Raw genomic sequence first — 18331 nt, forward strand, 5'->3', positions numbered from 1 at the left:
AGCCTCAGGCGCTAGCCACTTGTTTGAGTAATTCATCAATGACCTGATCCGCTGTGATGCCTTCTGCTAACGCTTCATAGCTTAATATCAAACGATGTCGCAACACCGCATAAGCCATGGCCCGAACATGATCCGGTTCGACAAAATCGTTTTGACTCAGCCAGGCATAAGCTCTGGCGCATTTATCCAAGGCAATACTGGCGCGAGGGCTCGAACCGACTTGTATCCAGTCTTGTAATGGTGAGTCGGGGTAGCGTTGCGGATCTCTGGTGGCCATCACCAGCGCGACGATATATTTCACCACCTCCTCACTGACATGAAGTTGATTAATTTCCTCACGAGCACTGAATATGTGATCGGGGTCAACTCTGGACAATTGTTTGTCGTCGGCGATTTCTTCTGAGCGCACAAGCGAAATAATGCGCGCTTCAGCCTCATCATCGGGGTACTCAAGATTAATTTTCATGATAAAACGATCCATTTGCGCTTCCGGCAAAGGGTATGTGCCTTCCTGCTCAATCGGATTTTGTGTTGCCAACACCATAAAAAGTTTGGGTAATATGTGGGATTTACCGGCAACGGTTACCTGCCGCTCTTCCATCGCTTCAAGCAATGCGGCCTGTACTTTAGCTGGAGAACGGTTAATTTCATCGGCGAGCAGGAGATTGTTAAAAATCGGACCTTGTTGAAATGTCAACGTAGGTTTTGAATCAACTTCCTGGTAGATCTCGGTTCCGGTGATGTCCGAAGGTAATAAATCTGGTGTGAATTGAACCCGACCCAAGCTGACTTGCAGCGTCTTTGCCAAGGCTTTAATCGAACGGGTTTTTGCGGTTCCTGGTAGACCTTCCAACAGGACATTGCCATTAGTTAGCAGCGCTGTGATCAGGGTATCAATGACAATCTCCTGACCGATTACTACGGTTTGCATTTGTTGCTTGAGCAACGCGATTGCCTCGCGGGCCTGGCTCATATGGGCACCTTTACAATGTTATAAATACAAGACCTTGCATTCGGGAACATCGCAAGCCTTTGCAACCCGGTTTTTTCAGTATAAACCAAAGGTTGAAAAATTTTAGTCAAACAACGTGGTAAATAGAAAAGGCCAAACAATCGCACCTTTGACGACCACAGTGATTAAGGTTTACGGCACCTATATACCTATATTGACATAGGTTTGACTAAGGTTTTATCTGTTGTTCCAATTGATTGATAATTTCCGGTGCAACCAGGGGTTTTAGCCGTTCGATACATTGCGCAGCGGAAAACTCCTGTTGCTGTATTTGAAATTCGCAAAGCGCATAGAGATATTGCGGGTTCTGGCTCAATGCATATGCACGAGACATAGCTTGCTGTGCTTGTTTCGGCTTACTTTCCTTCAGGCTTAATCCATACACAAACTGATACTGGGGGTTATCTGGTTCTGTTGCTACCGCCTGAGCAAAATTTTGTTGGGCAGACAAAGGCTGCTGTTGACGGATATAAGATAAACCAAGTTGGTAGGCTAAGGCTGATGGTGAGGCTACGTTGTTTTTTCCCTGTTCCAAAATGCCAATGACTTTGCTTTCATCACGCATTTGTCGATATAACTCAGACAAATTCAGATAACTGTTGATATAGTTGGGTTCAGTTTTAATCGCCTGCTGGTAGGTCAATTCCGCTTTGTTGTACTGTCCTTGATAGGCATAAAGATTGGCAAGGTTGGTTAGCGCAAATCCACGATCTGCATTATAGGACTGAACCTTTACGTAATCATCAATAGCTCCCTGCATTTGTGTTTGCTGGGCCGATGTCAATTGTTGCCAGTTTGCAATCAATAACCTTGCCGATTCAATGCGCACTGCGAGAACGGGGTCTTCCAAAAGCGGCGAAAGTAATCGCCAGCGTGCGTTTATTGGCAGGTTGTCAGCTCCTCGTATTGCACCGATTCGAATCCAGGCGTTGTCAGACTTTAACCCCCGAGATATGGCAACCAGAGTATTATTGTCAGCAACTCCAGCACTGCGTTGTAATGCGGATGCTCGAATGATCGCCGGGTAATTTAAGTCTTGCGCAATTTTAGAAAGCCAGGTCGCAGATTGCCGGTATCCCAGCTCGGATCCTAAAAACGCCGGACCAAATTGAGCACTGTTTTGCGAATAATTTCCTCGCCATTTAGCAACTTCACCAGAACTCCAGTCACTATCTTTTTGTTGGTGACAGGAAAGACAAACGTCTGGGGTATTGAGGTTTGCCGATTGTTGTGGATCAGGTATGTGCCAACGATGATCTCGTCGCGGATCGATTTGCATGTAGGTAGTTTGGGGCATGTGGCAGTCTACACATTGACTACCCTCGACAGAGTCTGGGTGATTGTGATGCGCTGGCGTATCGTATGTTTCACTGATGTGGCATTGATTACAAAGGGCATTGCCTGCAACGATCAATTCGCCACTGTGGGGTTGATGGCAATTGGTGCAGACAACGCCTTTTTGATGCATCTTTGATTGCAGATAAGAACCATAAACATAAACTTCATCATAGATTTGTCCGTCAGCATGATAGGCGCCTGGTTCTATTAAATTGACCAGATATTTATCGCCCAACTCATGTGTGGCGATATAATCATCATCGCCGAGTTGCATTCGACGACTATGGCACTGCGCGCACACTAATGTCTGTTTACTTGTATCGGCATTGTCCGCCATCACCGGTTGTAAGGTCGTAGCGTTGGCCCTTGGTTGCCATTGACTGACCAATTTATGCAAACTACGATCAAAGCCCTTTAAATCATTCTTCTTGGCATCTTTTGCGTTTTCAGCATGATTGTTTATGTATTGAATATGTTCTGCACCAGGACCATGACAGGCTTCACAACCTACACTGATTTCAGAAAAAGACGTCTGATAACTATCGCTATCAACAAGGTAGTTCTTATTTACGTCGGTGGAATGGCAATCCGCACACATGTAATTCCAGTTCTGTCCCTGATTGGTCCAGAAAAACTCATGTTTGGGATCCTGAGCCTGAGGGTAAAGGTGAAACCAGCGTTGACCGCCTTGTTCTTGCTCCCGACTATCCCAGGCAAACGGAATGAGTTGAATTTTCCCCTGACCAATATCAACCATGTATTGTTGTAGTGGGTAAACTCCAAAGGTGTAGAGGATTTGATAGTCGTTAAATTGACCGTCGGCATCTTTTATGCGGGCGTAATAGTTATTCTTTTTCTGATAAAAGCGATAAATCTCGCCATTGAATTCAATGTTCGCGTTAGCAAAATCTCCCAAAACAGACGCCTGGTTAGCATGTGCCATAGCGTTTGCGTGGTGCGAGCCTTGCCAATCTGTAAAAGCTTGTTGATGGCATTCTTTACATACGTTCGATCCGACGTAGGTGTTTTCAGTGGCGTTGACCAAACCAGAGTATGTGCAGCAAACGATGGAAACCAGGAAAATGATTCGCGTTAGTAATTTATTTGCTAATAGCATTAATCGCCATGTCGGTAACTTTGCGAGTAACCGAGTATTGCTACGATTAAAATGGGCATGCGAGACTGTTTGATTGAAGATTTCCATAATGCCAATGCGCATATGCTAAGCGCATCGATTGTCCTGTTAACTTGTTGTTTTCAATATAGCTTAGAACAAAATATCGATGTCTGTAACCTTGCTGAGGTTAATTTTTTGGTGATTGCAGGGAAGGGGGCCGCTGAGTGCTGAGTTTATGGATGCTATTATCGAAATCAAATATTCATGAGTCGTTAATACGTTCCCGACATAGCTACATTTGTGTGGGTAATCAATAATCATGCAGATTCCGAATAGGTGTAAAACTGGGATAACCCATGCGTCAATCCATCCATGTGACGCAGGGTACCTAGATCCATGCAGGCGTCGTCAATAGGTTCCCGACATTAACGACATACCTACTTCCCTGTAGGCATACCCTATCCGCATCCTGCTATCCGGGCATACTTACATTTGTGTGGATTATCAATAATCATGCAGATTCCGAATAGGTGTAAAACTGGGAGAACCCATGCGTCAATCCTTCCATGTGACGCAGGGTACCTACATCCATGCAGGCGTCGTCAATAGGTTCCCGACATTAACGACATACCTACTTCCCTGTAGGCAAAAAAAGGCCCGATACGATAAACGTTTCGGGCTCAGGGGAATGGCTCATCAGGAATGAGCCTGCGCTAATAAACTGTTACACGGTCAATGTTTGCTGACCAGAAAACGGTATTTCACAACACCATTTCCTTTTTAAATTTGCTACATGAATTAATAAGCATAGTGCAGTTTTCAACAAATGCTAATTTTTTGTTAAAAAAATATCCACAGCAGTGCTGTCGATAAACTCGAGTGAATCCGGGCATATAAACCAGTATTGCAATTCTAAACGAATTATTATCTGATCTAGATCACATAATACCCACATTTTATTCACAATTTATACATTCTGTGAATCGATACCTACATATTGTCGACGTATATCAATGTTTATCCAGCTAAGAAGTAACTTCCAACACGCGACTAAACCATTTTCTATTTAAATTTTTTCAATATTTTCTTATGGTTACTAAACAAACAAAGGCATTTGATAATGCGGCACTCAACACTGGCAATGGATTGTCGACAATCATTGTCGACAATCTAAATTAATCGCCCTTGACATTGGCTTTTAAATCAATAAGAATCATTGTTAATTTATAGATTGTCGACAATTGGAGTGATTTTGACACAGGAATTCATTCAGTCTGTGGTAAATAACCCTACCTCTACGCAAGCTGTAACCACAGCTGACAAAGTCTTTGAACAAATCCAACATGCTATTGTTGAAGGTTATATTTCCGCCGGTAGTAAAATCAGTGAGCCAGAACTGGCCAGACAATATCAGGTTTCTCGTTCAACCTTGAGAGAGGCTCTGAATCGCCTTGAAAAATGCCATTTGATACATCGTAAAGCCAATGTAGGTAGTCGGGTTGTTGAATGCACGGTTCAGGGATTACTTGAAATTTACCAGGTTCGGGAAGCATTGGAAGGGATGGCGTGTCGCCTTGCAGCATCGAGTATGACGGATCAGGAAATTGCCGACCTTCAGGACGTATTAACCACCCATGGCAACAGTCAGTCCGTTCAACAAGGTGTGTCTTATTATCAGGAAGAAGGGGACTTAGATTTTCACTACCGGGTGATTCAGGGATCTCACAATCAACACTTAATTAATATTTTATGTGGCGAACTTTACCATTTGGTACGCATGTATCGCTGCCAGTTTGGCATGAATTCACCAAGAGCCAGTCGCGCTTTTACCGAACATCAGGCTATTTTAACGGCCATCGCCGATAGAGATGGAGAGCTGGCGGAAATGTTGATGCGACGTCATATTGGCGCATCAAGAAAAAACATCGAAAACAAATTACAGCAAGAAGGAAAATTATAATGTCACAGCAACTTTCGCCTGGTGCGAAATTCAGACAAGCTTTGCAGACAAACAAACCGTTACAAATCGTCGGTACGATTAATGCCTATTGCGCGATGATGGCGCAACAATTAGGACATCAGGCGATTTATCTGTCAGGTGGTGGTGTTGCCAATGCTTCCTATGGTTTACCAGATTTGGGCATGACTTCCTTAAATGATGTGGTGGCTGACGTGCAGCGCATTACCAGCGCATCTGATCTACCCTTAATGGTTGATATTGATACGGGGTGGGGCGGCGCATTTAATATCGCCAAAACCATTCGCGATATGGAAAAGGCTGGCGCCGCCGCGGTACATCTGGAAGATCAGGTCGCTCAAAAGCGCTGTGGCCATCGTCCTAATAAAGAAATTGTTTCTACCGCAGAAATGGTCGATCGAATCAAAGCGGCGGTTGATGCGCGCACCGATAGTGACTTTTTCATTATGGCCCGTACCGACGCCTTTGCACAGGAAGGACTTGATGCTGCGATTGAGCGAGCCAAAGCCTATGTTGCAGCTGGCGCCGATGGTATTTTTGCCGAAGCGGTGCAAACCGAAGCGCACTACCGGGCATTTTCAGCGGCTCTGGATGTCCCTATCTTAGCGAATATCACTGAGTTCGGTAAAACCGAGCTTTGGAATAAAGAGCAACTGGGCGAATGGGGCTGCGCTATGGTGCTGTATCCACTGTCAGCATTTCGAGCCATGAATAAGGCCGCTGAATTGGTATATAAAACGATTTTGACAGATGGTGATCAAAAGGCCGTTGTCGATACCATGCAAACGCGCATGGATCTCTACGATTACCTTGGTTATCACGACTATGAACAGAAATTGGATTCACTTTTTGCTGAAGGCAAAAACAAATAAAAACAAATAAATATAAACAAAAATCCAATTCATGGTTAATCGCCCGGTGTGAAAAACGCCGGTAACAAAAGTTAATAACAATAAGATGCACTAACAGGAATAAATTATGGTCGACAAGAAATTAGGTGGCGCAGGTTTGCGCGGACAAAGTGCTGGTGAAACGAAACTTTGTACGGTAGGTAAATCGGGCACAGGTTTAACTTACTGCGGTTACGACGTTTCCGATTTGGCGGATAATGCAACGTTTGAAGAAGTTGCATATCTTCTGTTCAACGGTGAATTACCAAATGAAACTCAACTTCAGGCATATAAATCTGAATTAAACGCGATGCGAGATCTGCCGCAGGCGTTGAAAGAAGTGTTGCAGCGTATTCCTCAGGATGCTCATCCAATGGATGTAATGCGAACCGGTTGTTCATTTCTCGGTAATCTAGAGCCAGAAACTGACTTTTCCCAACAAAATCGAGCCGCGAATCGGCTACTGGCCGCATTCCCGGCGATCATGACCTATTGGTATCGCTATTCTCATCAAGGCGTGGAAATCGATTGTGTAACCGACGAAGACTCCATAGGTGGCCATTTTCTTAAGCTATTAACGGGCAAAACGCCGTCAAAATTGCATCGTCGTGTTATCGATGTGTCTCTGATCCTGTACGCAGAGCATGAATTTAATGCATCTACCTTTACCGCTCGAGTCTGTGCGTCGACGCTATCGGATATGTTTTCCTGTGTCACGGGTGCCATCGGTTCCTTGCGTGGTCCGCTGCACGGCGGTGCCAACGAAGCTGCCATGGATATGATCCAAACGTTTAAATCGCCTGAAGATGCAAAGCAACAGATGGCTGGCATGCTGGAGCGCAAAGAAAAAATTATGGGCTTTGGGCACGCCGTATACCGTACCGTTGATCCCCGTAATGTCATTATCAAACGCTGGTCAGAAAAACTGGCACAGGAATTTGGCGACAGTAGCCTTTACGATATTTCGGTCGCTTGTGAAGAATATATGTGGGATACCAAAAAGCTGTTTTGTAATGCAGATTTTTTCCATGCATCGGCCTATCACTTTATGGGCATTCCAACCAAATTATTCACTCCTATTTTTGTCTGTTCACGCTTAACCGGCTGGGCTGCACATGTTATGGAACAAAGAGATAACAATCGTATTATCCGACCAAGTGCCGATTATACGGGACCTGAACCACGCACGGTTACGCCAATTTCTGAGCGATAAGGTTTGTCATTTGTGCTGGACAAAACCTGCGCAGTTAAACAAGCAAACGAGCAATACCCGGGGAGTGCGTTGAGCCTCCCGTCATTTCCAATTTCTTGTGGATATTGATATGAATTACCAATTCCGAAAACCCTTAGCTAACGCCAATATTGATTATTTTGACACTAAACAAGCCGTTGAAACCCTAAAACCTGGCAGTTACGCTACCTTACCCTATACCTCAAAAGTGCTGGCGGAACAGTTGGTACGAAAATGCGATCCAAACTTGCTAGATGACTGCTTGCTGCAAATCATCGAACGCAAACGCGATTTGGACTTCCCCTGGTACCCAGCGCGTGTTGTATGTCACGATATTCTGGGACAAACGGCGTTGGTTGATCTTGCCGGGCTTCGTGATGCAATTGCTTTAAAAGGCGGCGATCCGGCAAAAGTAAACCCGGTTGTGCCGACGCAATTGATTGTTGATCATTCTTTGGCCGTGGAGGCTCCAGGCTTTGACCCACAAGCCTTTGATAAAAACCGGGCAATCGAAGACCGACGTAACGAAGACAGATTTCACTTTATTGAGTGGACCAAAACCGCATTTGAAAATGTCGATGTGATCCCTGCAGGCAACGGCATTATGCATCAGATCAACCTGGAAAAAATGTCACCGGTTATTCAGGCCCGGGATGGCGTCGCATTCCCTGACACCTGTGTTGGTACAGATTCCCATACACCGCACGTTGATGCCTTAGGGGTGATTGCCATTGGGGTTGGTGGTCTTGAAGCTGAAACGGTGATGTTGGGTCGTCCATCAATGATGCGTTTGCCGGACATCGTTGGGATTAAACTCACCGGTAAGCGTCAACCGGGCATCACTGCGACCGATATCGTTCTGGCGATAACCGAGTTTTTACGCAAAGAACGTGTCGTTTCAAGCTATCTTGAATTTTTCGGGGAAGGTGCTCGTGATCTCACCATCGGTGACCGGGCAACGATTTCCAATATGACCCCGGAATTTGGTGCGTCAGCGGGTATGTTTTATATTGACGAACAAACCATCGATTATCTTAAGCTGACTGGTCGTGAGCCAGAACAGGTTGCTCTGGTTGAAAATTACGCCAGAACGACAGGTCTGTGGGCTGACGATATGACAGGCGCGCAATACGAGCGGGTATTAGAGTTCGATTTGTCCGCGGTGGTTCGTAATATGGCGGGTCCTTCCAACCCTCATCGCCGGTTACCAACGTCGGCCTTGGCTGAGCGTGAAATAGCGGGTAACTATCAAGAGCCAGATCTGCAAAACTGGCAGGGTAATATGCCAGATGGAGCTTGTATCATTGCCGCCATCACCAGTTGTACCAACACCTCAAACCCACGTAATGTCATCGCTGCGGCTTTAGTGGCCAAACGAGCCAATGAGCTCGGGCTGGTGCGCAAGCCCTGGGTGAAAACATCGTTTGCACCCGGCTCAAAAGTCATCAAATTGTACTTGGAAGAGGCTGGTTTATTAACCGAGTTGGAAACCTTGGGTTTTGGTATCGTTGGCTATGCTTGTACCACCTGTAATGGTATGTCCGGGGCGCTGGATCCGAAAATTCAGCAGGAAATTATCGACAGAGATCTCTATTCCACCGCAGTGTTATCCGGAAATCGAAATTTTGATGGTCGTATTCACCCATACGCTAAGCAAGCTTTTCTGGCATCACCACCATTAGTTGTCGCTTATGCGATTGCCGGAACCATGCGTTTTGACATTGAACAGGACGTGTTAGGAAAAGATGCTCAGGGTAATGACATTCGTTTAATGGATCTTTGGCCCGATGATGAAGAAATCGATGCGATTGTTTCACGTTCGGTAAAACCGGAGCAATTTAAAAACGTTTATCAACCGATGTTTGCAATTCGCAATGTCGACAATGCTGAAAGCCCATTGTATGACTGGCGCGAGAAGAGTACGTATATTCGTCGCCCTCCTTATTGGCAAGGCGCTCTGGCCGGTGAGAGAACGATGCGAGGAATGCGTCCATTAGCGGTGCTGGGCGATAATATTACCACTGATCATTTGTCACCATCGAATGCCATTTTGGCATCATCGGCAGCCGGTGAATACTTAGCGAAAATGGGACTTCCTGAAGAAGACTTTAATTCTTATGCCACCCATCGCGGCGATCATTTAACGGCGCAGCGTGCTACCTTTGCCAACCCCAAACTCTTAAATGAAATGGTTCGTGATGACAATGGCGGGATCATCCAGGGTTCCTTGGCGCGTATCGAACCCGAAGGTCAGCAATCGAGAATGTGGGAAGCCATCGAGACTTACATGAGTCGTGAACAGCCTCTGATCATTATCGCTGGCGCGGATTATGGGCAAGGGTCGTCCCGAGACTGGGCTGCAAAAGGGGTTCGTCTTGCAGGCGTAGAAGTCATCGTGGCCGAAGGATTTGAGCGAATTCACCGCACGAACTTAGTGGGGATGGGGGTATTGCCGCTTGAATTTACCAACAAGGATACTCGCAATACATACGGCATTGATGGCAGTGAAACCTACGATGTCGAGGGGTGCCCGGCACCAGGTGCACCGATGAAAGTCGTGATGACCCGTAAAAATGGTGAACGGCTAGAAATACCCGTTAAATGTCGTCTTGATACCGCCGAAGAAGTGTCCGTATACAGCGCCGGTGGTGTGCTACAAAAGTTTGCTCAGGATTTTTTAAGTTTAAACACTTAATTGTCAACCCGAACTAGCAACGCAAGTGTGACTAAAAAAATAAACAGGAGATATCGAAGATGCATCTTCCGCAAATTAAAATTCCAGCGACTTATATGCGCGGCGGTACCAGTAAAGGGGTATTTTTCAACCTGAAAGACTTACCAGCAGCGGCACAACAACCTGGAGCCGTAAGGGATGCCATATTATTACGGGTTATTGGAAGTCCTGACCCTTATCAAAAGCATACCGATGGTATGGGCGGCGCCACATCCAGTACAAGTAAAACCGTCATTTTGTCACCGAGTGACAAAGTCGACCATGATGTAGATTATCTGTTTGGTCAGGTGGCAATTGATAAGCCGTTTGTGGACTGGAGCGGGAACTGTGGCAATTTAACCGCCGCGGTTGGCGCGTTTGCGATAGAGCAGGGTATGCTCGATGCCGAGCGCATCCCAGAAAATGGCGTGGTAGAAGTTCGTATCTGGCAGGTAAATATTGGTAAAACCATTATTGCCCATGTGCCGGTGAGCAATTATCAGGTTCAGGAAACTGGCGATTTTGAGCTCGATGGGGTGACGTTTCCTGCTGCTGAAGTGGTTATCGACTTTCTTGATCCAGCAGATAAAGACGGGTCATTATTCCCAACTAACAATGTCAGCGATACATTTGCGGTTCCGGATATCGGACGTTTCGATGCAACCTTCATCAATGCCGGTATTCCAACTATTTTTATTCCTGCTAACCAACTTGGTTTTACGGGGGCTGAACTTCAGGAGGACATTAATAACAATGACGCGCTGTTGGCGCGTCTGGAAACCATTAGAGCCTGGGGCGCGATGAAAATGGGGTTGATTTCGTCAATAGATGAAGCCAAAGGGCGACAGCATACGCCAAAGCTGGCGTTTGTATCTCCTGCTTCTACGTACATCGCGTCGAGTGGTAAAACGATTAGCGATACGTCGGTTGATATCTTGGTCCGGGCCATGTCTATGGGTAAACTGCACCACGCCATGATGGGAACGGCGGCGGTGGCGATTGGCGCGGCGGCGGCAATACCTGGTACGGTTGTGGCCCAAACTCTGGCAAAAGAAAGTGCGAAATCCGTTGTTTTTGGCCATCCATCAGGAACCCTGAAAGTCGGTGCAAAAACGTCCCTGGATGATAACCAATGGCAAGTGACATCGGTGTCCATGAGTCGCAGTGCGCGAGTATTGATGGAAGGGCAAGTGCGCATCCCGGGTCAGGTGCTGGATACGTGTATTGACTGATTTTCTTTTGGATAAAAAATTAGGGGCGGGGTAATACCTGCCTTTTCACTATATAACGCAATGATTTTTTTATGATTACCTTGTCTAAGGGGGGAAAGATCAGCTAGATTGAAAGTATACAGTAATAAAAATTCAACTGAGTATGAAAGCAATTCTTTGCAGCGTTTTAGTGCTGCTTTCACTATCGGCTACAGCCGCAAAATTAACGATTCCTGACACCCTTGAAGTGCTTGTTGTCGATGGCGAACAACAAAGCCAGTCATTTTTTACAAAAGCCACAAACCTGGAATTGGAACCTGGCCAGCATGTTGTCGAGATTCAGTACCGGGAAATGTTTGAACATGACACCGAGGATCACCATGAAACGGTGCGCTCTGAACCATTTATATTGATGTTCAACGTGCAAGCGGACGACGTGTTGCGATTGGCGCATCAACAACAGTTAGACATAGAGCAAGCAAGGCGATTTGCCAAATCACCTAAGGTACAGCTGAACAATGAAAACGGACAGGCTCTGGTGGTACAGCAGCTATCGCAAAAACGATATCAGCAAGATCTTCAGTCGATGCAACAACAACGACGCCAACAGGTGGTTAAAAAAAGTTTAAGTGAAGACCCAGGCGAATTTAGGCACCAGGGCCCTGATACGGTAGAAATGCTAGAGTATTGGTGGGAGTTGGCCACGGATGCCGAGCGTCAGGAGTTTATCCGGTACCTGCAGGAGGAGCAAAAATGAAACGAATTCTGATTATGGGAATGTTTATGGCCTTGTTCGCATCCCTTGGACATGCTCAGCCAGATAAACGTACTCTCCCGGGAGGCATCGATGTTATTGGAAAAGGACAGGTTATCGTAAAACCTGATACGTTTATTTTCACCATTACCATCAGTGAACGCTCGGAAACGGCGAACCAAGCCAAGCAGGTTGTCGACAAAAAATCCGATGAGCTATTGTCTCTGGCCGATAAACTGTATATCGCAGACAAAGATATCGAATCGTCACAATTACGTATACGGCCAATTTTTGCCACTGATCAGACCCGTGCGGCGGCTGTGTCTGACAAACCGGGGGCAAGCCCGCAGCAAAAACCGGCATTAATTGAAGTGTCCCGCAATATTACATTCACCCTGTTAAACTTTAATCATTATGACCAATTACTGGAAAAGGGTATCCAAATCGGCGTTTCCAGTGTTTCCCGGTTACGATACGAAGTGAGCCGTGCTGACTTTTTCTATCAACAGGCACTAGAGGCCGCAATTGATGATGGCAAAATGAAGGCTCAGCGGATGGCCAAACAAGCGAATATTTCTTTGGGCGGTGTTATCTATCTTAAGGAATCGGAAAATTTTGCACCAAGGCGGGTATACGGTATGACAGCTGACGCGCCAAACTATCAGTCGGTACCGGCAGAGCAACAAATTTCGGCTCAAGTTCAGCTGATATTTGAGATAAACTAGGCTTTATTCGATAATTTTAAACTAATGCTTTAACTTGTTAGTGTTACAAGGTATGTTATGCGCTTTTCTTGGGGGCTGTTTAGCGGTCAATGTCGGTTTTTAATAAAACGACGGAAATTCGAACTTGGCAAGCAAAACAGACCCTGATTATGCAAGCAACATAGCGACCCTTAGCAATTATGGATAAACGCGAATTTTATCAAACTCTGGCCCAACAAGTCGATGCAATCACTGCCGGAGAATCTGACTTAATTGCCAATATGGCAAATATCAGCGCCATTCTTTTTAATGCTCTGGATGATGTAAACTGGGTAGGTTTCTATCGGTTACATAATGATGAGCTGATACTTGGCCCGTTTCAGGGGCAGGTAGCCTGCATTCGTATCCCTGTTGGCAAGGGCGTTTGTGGTACCGCAGTGAGTGAGCGAGAAATACAGGTTGTTGATGATGTTCATCAATTTAGTGGCCATATCGCCTGTGATGCCGCCAGTAATTCGGAGATCGTGGTACCCGTTTATGTCGATAACCAGTGTATCGCTGTATTGGATATTGATAGCACCGCATTTGCGAAATTTGACCAACAGGATGCCCAAGGTTTGCAACACATCGTCAATATCCTGCAAGAGCGTTGTCACTCATGAAAGAGTTAGTCGTAATTCACGACTTTCTGGTATCCGAGGAAGTTGTAGGCGATTGGGACGGTGAAGAAGAAGTTGCCGCCGAAAAGTTAAACCTTATTTATCACACCATTTATCAAATGGCAGAAGAGGATATTGATCCTCAACAATTAACATTCTTGCTAGAGTTAGTCTGGGACACCTGGATTGGGCAAGAGCATCTGGCTGAAGTTGAAGAAGATGAAATCATCGACTGGTGTCATCACCTGTTGACGAATCGCGATCAATATTTGCAGTCTCAGCACAATTAATTTACGAAGTAATATTATGGAAACCAAAAAAATCTCAAGCAAAGAAATCATTCAATATCTAGCCGAAAAGTTCCCGGCTTGCTTTACCTCTCAAGGTACGGTAAAACCACTAAAGGTTGGTATTTTTCAAGAACTTGCTGAAGCCCTGCAAGAAGATGAAAAGGTCAGTAAAACGCAACTTCGTCAAGCGTTGCGTCATTACACTTCGAGCTGGCGATACCTGAAAGCCATTAAGACGGGTAGTCAGCGTGTCAACCTGCAAGGAGAAGCGGTTGCTGAGATAGATGAAGCTCAGGCAGAGTTTGCTGCGAACACCCTTAAAGAAAGCCAGGAAAAATTTGCTAACAAAAAAGAAGCGGAAAATAAGCAAAATAAGTCGTATAAAGGAACTAAAGCGGCAGAAAAACGCTCTACTATACCAGCTCGAACGAAAAGCAAGCCGGTAAAAGCGAAGAAAGCGCCGAAAAAAGAACCCGTTAAATTAGTCCAGGCTGAAGCTAACACATTGAAAAGTGGAATGAAGGTGTTAGTGCAAGTTGGGAATTCACCAATTGATGCTACTATTACAGAAGTAGCGGGTAAAGATGTCAGTGTGCAGTTAATTTCAGGCATGGTAGTCAAGACTCGAGCGGATAAAATCTTTACCAAATAAATATGGAGTAGTCTTATGCAGAACGTTTCTCGAATAGCCCTAGCGGTTGCCTTCTCTTTTTCTTTATCGTCCAATGCTGTTTTTGCAGAAGATCCGAAGATTGATCTGGATGATTTGCCGCAGCTAACTCAGGAAATGCAGCATAAGACTGCCAGTAAACGCATTACTGCAACCTATTCGCGCTCTCACTATAAACAGTTTGAACTTAATGATGAGCTGTCCTCACAAATTTTTGATTTGTATCTGAAGCAACTTGATTACAATCGCGCGGTGTTTTTAAAGTCGGATATCGATGAGTTGGAAAAATATCGCAACAAGTTTGACGATATGATCATGACTGGCAAACTCGATGATGCTTTCGATATTTACAATCTGAATGTTCAGCGCCGTTATGAACGTTATCAGTATGCCTTGCAATTACTGGATAAAGAGTTCGACTTTAAAATCGAAGAAAGCTACGATTTTGACCGCGAAGAAGCGCCATATGCACAGTCAACCGAAGAGTTGGATGAAATTTGGCGTAAGCGCGTTAAGTATGATGCGCTAAATTTAAAACTGGCTGGCAAAGAATGGCCAAAAATCAAAGAAATTCTTTCTAAGCGTTATAACTATGCGATCAAACGTCTGAGTCAGGGCGAGAGTGAAGACGTGTTTCAAGTGGTCATGAACTCATTCTCACGTACGGTTGAACCGCACACCTCGTATTTATCACCGCGCAATGCCGAACGTTTCCAAATGGAAATGAATTTGTCACTGGAAGGCATTGGTGCCGTTTTACGTGCCGATGATGATTTCACCGTGATTCAAAGTATTGTTACCGGTGGACCCGCCGATAAAAGCAAGCGCCTTAAGCCAAAAGATAAAGTGGTTGCGGTTGCTCAAGGTGATGAAGAATTCGTGGATGTTGTGGGCTGGCGTCTTGACGATGTCGTGGATTTAATCAAAGGTCCAAAAGGCACTACGGTTCGTTTACAGGTGCAAAAAGGCGAAGATGACCCGCAGATTGTGGTGATTTCTATAGTTCGTGACAAAATCAAACTGGAAGATCGAGCGGCAAAATCGGAAGTGTTTATAGAGAAAAACGCAGACGGTGAGATTGCTGACAACCCGAAAAAACTGGGTGTGATCACTATTCCAAGTTTCTACAATAAACTATCCCGTGACGTGGCAAAAGAAATTGCCAAGTTAAAAGAAGAGAAAGTGCAAGGGATCATTGTCGATTTGCGTGGTAATGGCGGTGGCTCATTAACCGAAGCGACACTTTTAACCGGTTTGTTTATTGATAAAGGACCTGTTGTACAGGTTCGTGGTATTGATGATCGCATTGAAATTAATAAAGATACCGATGGGTTAAGTTACTATGATGGTCCATTAACCGTTATCGTTGACCGCTATAGTGCGTCGGCATCGGAAATTTTTGCCGCGGCTCTTCAGGATTATGGTCGAGCATTAATTATTGGTGAAAATACCTTTGGTAAAGGTACGGTTCAGCAACATCGCGGTTTAGGTCGGGTGTATGACTTATACGAAAACCCATTAGGTAGCATTCAGTTTACTATTGCAAAATTCTATCGAATTGATGGTGGTAGTACGCAACATAAAGGGGTTCAACCTGATATTGCGTTCCCTTCGGCCATTGAGCCGCAAGAGTGGGGCGAAAGTCAGGAAGAGAACGCCTTAGTCTGGGATAAAATTAAAAAAGCGCCTTATCGCCCACTTTACGATTTTACTCAGGATATCTCTTATCTGCAGTCATTGCATGATGAACGCATTAAAAAGAATGATGAATTCAAATATCTGCTTCAGGACATCGCTGAGTATCAAGAGAAGAAAGACGATAAATCCATTTCTTTAAATTACGACCAGCGTAAAGCCGAGCGTGAAGAGAATAAGGAAAAACGCCTTGCCCGAGCTAACCTTCGTTTGAAAGCGATGGAGAAAGAGCCGGTTGCATCCATTGATGATATTCCAGAAGAATTGTCAGAGTTGGATCCGTTTTTGGATGAGTCCGCTAATATTACTTTTGATTTAGTGGAAATTGGTAAATTAGCCAAAAAATAACCACTCAAATTCAACTGATGAATAAACCGCCAAATTTGGCGGTTTTTTTATAGGTTCTGTAATAAAAACGCCTGTTTATGCCTGCTTCAAAGGGGTAATTTAAAAAATTTTCCTTTATACTGCCTTTAATTCAGATTCGCTAAACGTCATGTGCGATTTTCGAATCCTTGCAATAAAAATAAAATAATAAACGCAATTAGATAAATTCACGGACACATGTTTTTATGACCACTCAACAAGTTCACAAGGATCCCAGTGCTCTGGATGCCGCGATCCCAATTCTCATCATGGTTGGCTTATTGGTAGCCGCAGTGCAATATTTTGGTGATGGGTCGTCTTATGGCCCGAATCAGATAGCTTTACTTCTGGCGACCGGTGTTGCAATTGCCATTGGTTTCAAAAATGGCTATGACTGGCTCGGTATGGAAAAAGCGATCGTTAAAGGGATCTCTATTTCCCTGGGTGCAGTATTGATTTTGCTTGCGGTTGGCTCCCTGATCGGAACCTGGCTGTTATCTGGCACGGTGCCGACGATGATTTACTATGGTCTCAACATTTTGAATCCGTCCTGGTTCTATGCCGCGACCTGTTTAATTTGTGGATTGGTGTCCATGTCTATTGGTAGTTCATGGACGACCGCAGCAACGATTGGTGTAGCCCTTATCGCGGTTGCAAGTGGTCTGGATTTATCCGCGCCAATTACCGCCGGTGCGGTTATATCCGGCGCATATTTTGGCGATAAGATTTCACCTTTATCTGAAACCACCAACTTGGCACCTGCGGTTGCAGGCAGTGAGTTATTCGAACACATTCGCTACATGTTATGGACAACCGTACCGTCGATCGTTACCGCGCTATTGCTGTTTACGGTGCTTGGATTATCGGAAGATGTCAGCAGTACAGGGACAAAAGGTATTGAGTTAAATCAATTGATGACCGAGCATTTTGATATTTCTGTGGTTAATTTAGTCCCTTTAATCGTGTTACTGGCTTTGGCAATTAAAAAGGTTCCAGCGTTTTTAGCCGTTTCTATTGGTGCGATTGTCGGTGCCATATGGGCGGTATTGTTTCAGCAGGACTTTATTTTATCTCTTGCCAGTGATGGACTTAATACGTTCGACAGTAATGTTACCGTGGTCTGGACCGCCTTTTTCGATGGTGTTTCCGTCGATACCGGTAATGCCAACTTAGATGACCTTTTGTCACGAGGTGGTATGTCGAGTATGCTTAATACCGTGTGGCTAATCGTTTGCGCGTTAACCTTTGGTGCGGTGCTTGAGCATTTAGGCATGCTTAAGAAAATTATTAATGGCATTCTTGGTTTTGCTAAATCTACCGGTGCTTTAATCTCATCAACGGTGGCTACGTGTATCAGCACGAACATCATTACGGCTGACCAATATATGTCAATTGTGATGCCCGGTCGCATGTTTAAAGAAGAGTACGAACGACGTAATTTGCACCCTGTGGTATTGAGTCGAACCCTGGAAGATTCCGGGACCATCACATCACCACTAATTCCATGGAATACCTGTGGTGCCTATATGGCCAGTGTTCTGGCGGTAAATCCTCTGGAATACATCTTCTATTGTTTCTTTAATCTGATTAACCCCGTTCTCGCCGTGGTTTATGGCTTTCTTGGATTTCAAATTAAAACGCTGGCTGAGAAAGTGAAAGACAGTGTAACCACGACCGTGAACATGGAAAAAAAATAGCAAAGT

14 protein-coding genes are annotated in these 18331 nt (G+C 45.0%); 12 read left to right on the top strand and 2 right to left on the bottom strand.

All coding sequences use genetic code 11. The annotated features are described in order from the left end of the window. Positions 1-4 precede the first annotated feature (4 nt). Positions 5-973 (bottom strand): AAA family ATPase, encoded by a 969-nt coding sequence (locus ACHUFQ_RS03980; RefSeq protein ID WP_394173195.1) that lies wholly within the window; start codon positions 971-973, stop codon positions 5-7. 208 nt (positions 974-1181) lie between these two features. Further along, the gene (locus ACHUFQ_RS03985; protein ID WP_394173197.1) at positions 1182-3467 is read right to left on the bottom strand and encodes a multiheme c-type cytochrome; all 2286 of its coding nucleotides are present in this window, start codon (positions 3465-3467) and stop codon (positions 1182-1184) included. 1252 nt (positions 3468-4719) lie between these two features. Between ACHUFQ_RS03985 and ACHUFQ_RS03990 the strand changes: the two genes are divergently transcribed. The 12 genes from ACHUFQ_RS03990 (at position 4720) to nhaC (ending at position 18325) form a co-directional block, all read left to right on the top strand. Then, positions 4720-5427: a GntR family transcriptional regulator gene (locus ACHUFQ_RS03990; protein ID WP_394173199.1), complete on the top strand. Its 708-nt coding sequence runs from the start codon at positions 4720-4722 to the stop codon at positions 5425-5427. Beyond that, positions 5427-6317: a methylisocitrate lyase gene (gene prpB, locus ACHUFQ_RS03995; RefSeq protein ID WP_394173201.1), complete on the top strand. Its 891-nt coding sequence runs from the start codon at positions 5427-5429 to the stop codon at positions 6315-6317. The genes ACHUFQ_RS03990 and prpB overlap by 1 nt, the downstream gene beginning before the upstream one ends. Positions 6318-6423: 106 nt before the next feature. Next, positions 6424-7548 carry a bifunctional 2-methylcitrate synthase/citrate synthase gene (prpC, locus tag ACHUFQ_RS04000; RefSeq protein WP_394173203.1) on the top strand — a complete coding sequence of 375 codons (1125 nt, stop codon included), beginning with the start codon at positions 6424-6426 and terminating at the stop codon, positions 7546-7548. Positions 7549-7657: 109 nt separating this feature from the next. Continuing rightward, positions 7658-10261 (top strand): Fe/S-dependent 2-methylisocitrate dehydratase AcnD, encoded by a 2604-nt coding sequence (acnD, locus tag ACHUFQ_RS04005; RefSeq protein ID WP_394173205.1) that lies wholly within the window; start codon positions 7658-7660, stop codon positions 10259-10261. 59 nt (positions 10262-10320) lie between these two features. Continuing rightward, complete coding sequence (gene prpF / locus ACHUFQ_RS04010; RefSeq protein ID WP_394173207.1) at positions 10321-11511, top strand: 2-methylaconitate cis-trans isomerase PrpF; 1191 nt, start codon at positions 10321-10323, stop codon at positions 11509-11511. A 142-nt stretch (positions 11512-11653) separates the two neighbouring features. Continuing rightward, a complete protein-coding gene (locus ACHUFQ_RS04015) occupies positions 11654-12247 on the top strand; it encodes a DUF2057 domain-containing protein (protein ID WP_394173209.1) in 594 nt (197 codons plus the stop codon). Further along, the gene (locus ACHUFQ_RS04020) at positions 12244-12969 is read left to right on the top strand and encodes an SIMPL domain-containing protein (RefSeq protein WP_394173211.1); all 726 of its coding nucleotides are present in this window, start codon (positions 12244-12246) and stop codon (positions 12967-12969) included. Before ACHUFQ_RS04015 ends, ACHUFQ_RS04020 begins: the two co-directional genes overlap by 4 nt. A 179-nt stretch (positions 12970-13148) precedes the next feature. After that, positions 13149-13610 carry a GAF domain-containing protein gene (locus ACHUFQ_RS04025; protein WP_394173213.1) on the top strand — a complete coding sequence of 154 codons (462 nt, stop codon included), beginning with the start codon at positions 13149-13151 and terminating at the stop codon, positions 13608-13610. After that, positions 13607-13897 carry a hypothetical protein gene (locus ACHUFQ_RS04030; RefSeq protein WP_394173215.1) on the top strand — a complete coding sequence of 97 codons (291 nt, stop codon included), beginning with the start codon at positions 13607-13609 and terminating at the stop codon, positions 13895-13897. The genes ACHUFQ_RS04025 and ACHUFQ_RS04030 overlap by 4 nt, the downstream gene beginning before the upstream one ends. A 16-nt stretch (positions 13898-13913) precedes the next feature. Then, positions 13914-14549, top strand: a complete 636-nt coding sequence (gene proQ / locus ACHUFQ_RS04035; RefSeq protein ID WP_394173217.1) for an RNA chaperone ProQ — start codon at positions 13914-13916, stop codon at positions 14547-14549. A gap of 15 nt (positions 14550-14564) precedes the next feature. Then, positions 14565-16610 (top strand): carboxy terminal-processing peptidase, encoded by a 2046-nt coding sequence (gene prc / locus ACHUFQ_RS04040; protein WP_394173219.1) that lies wholly within the window; start codon positions 14565-14567, stop codon positions 16608-16610. Between the two features lie 224 nt (positions 16611-16834). Beyond that, positions 16835-18325, top strand: coding sequence for a Na+/H+ antiporter NhaC (gene nhaC / locus ACHUFQ_RS04045; protein WP_394173221.1), 1491 nt, complete (start codon positions 16835-16837; stop codon positions 18323-18325). The last annotated feature ends 6 nt before the right edge of the window (positions 18326-18331 follow it).

This window comes from Thalassotalea litorea (assembly GCF_043642205.1).
Taxonomy (GTDB): domain Bacteria; phylum Pseudomonadota; class Gammaproteobacteria; order Enterobacterales; family Alteromonadaceae; genus Thalassotalea_A; species Thalassotalea_A litorea.

Coding starts and splice junctions, on each gene's coding strand:
- ACHUFQ_RS03980 (WP_394173195.1), bottom strand. CDS start 973: ATGAGCCAGGCCCGCGAGGCAATCGCGTTGCTCAAGCAACAAATGCAA.
- ACHUFQ_RS03985 (WP_394173197.1), bottom strand. CDS start 3,467: ATGCTATTAGCAAATAAATTACTAACGCGAATCATTTTCCTGGTTTCC.
- prpB (WP_394173201.1), top strand. CDS start 5,427: ATGTCACAGCAACTTTCGCCTGGTGCGAAATTCAGACAAGCTTTGCAG.
- prpC (WP_394173203.1), top strand. CDS start 6,424: ATGGTCGACAAGAAATTAGGTGGCGCAGGTTTGCGCGGACAAAGTGCT.
- acnD (WP_394173205.1), top strand. CDS start 7,658: ATGAATTACCAATTCCGAAAACCCTTAGCTAACGCCAATATTGATTAT.
- prpF (WP_394173207.1), top strand. CDS start 10,321: ATGCATCTTCCGCAAATTAAAATTCCAGCGACTTATATGCGCGGCGGT.
- ACHUFQ_RS04015 (WP_394173209.1), top strand. CDS start 11,654: ATGAAAGCAATTCTTTGCAGCGTTTTAGTGCTGCTTTCACTATCGGCT.
- ACHUFQ_RS04020 (WP_394173211.1), top strand. CDS start 12,244: ATGAAACGAATTCTGATTATGGGAATGTTTATGGCCTTGTTCGCATCC.
- ACHUFQ_RS04025 (WP_394173213.1), top strand. CDS start 13,149: ATGGATAAACGCGAATTTTATCAAACTCTGGCCCAACAAGTCGATGCA.
- ACHUFQ_RS04030 (WP_394173215.1), top strand. CDS start 13,607: ATGAAAGAGTTAGTCGTAATTCACGACTTTCTGGTATCCGAGGAAGTT.
- proQ (WP_394173217.1), top strand. CDS start 13,914: ATGGAAACCAAAAAAATCTCAAGCAAAGAAATCATTCAATATCTAGCC.
- prc (WP_394173219.1), top strand. CDS start 14,565: ATGCAGAACGTTTCTCGAATAGCCCTAGCGGTTGCCTTCTCTTTTTCT.
- nhaC (WP_394173221.1), top strand. CDS start 16,835: ATGACCACTCAACAAGTTCACAAGGATCCCAGTGCTCTGGATGCCGCG.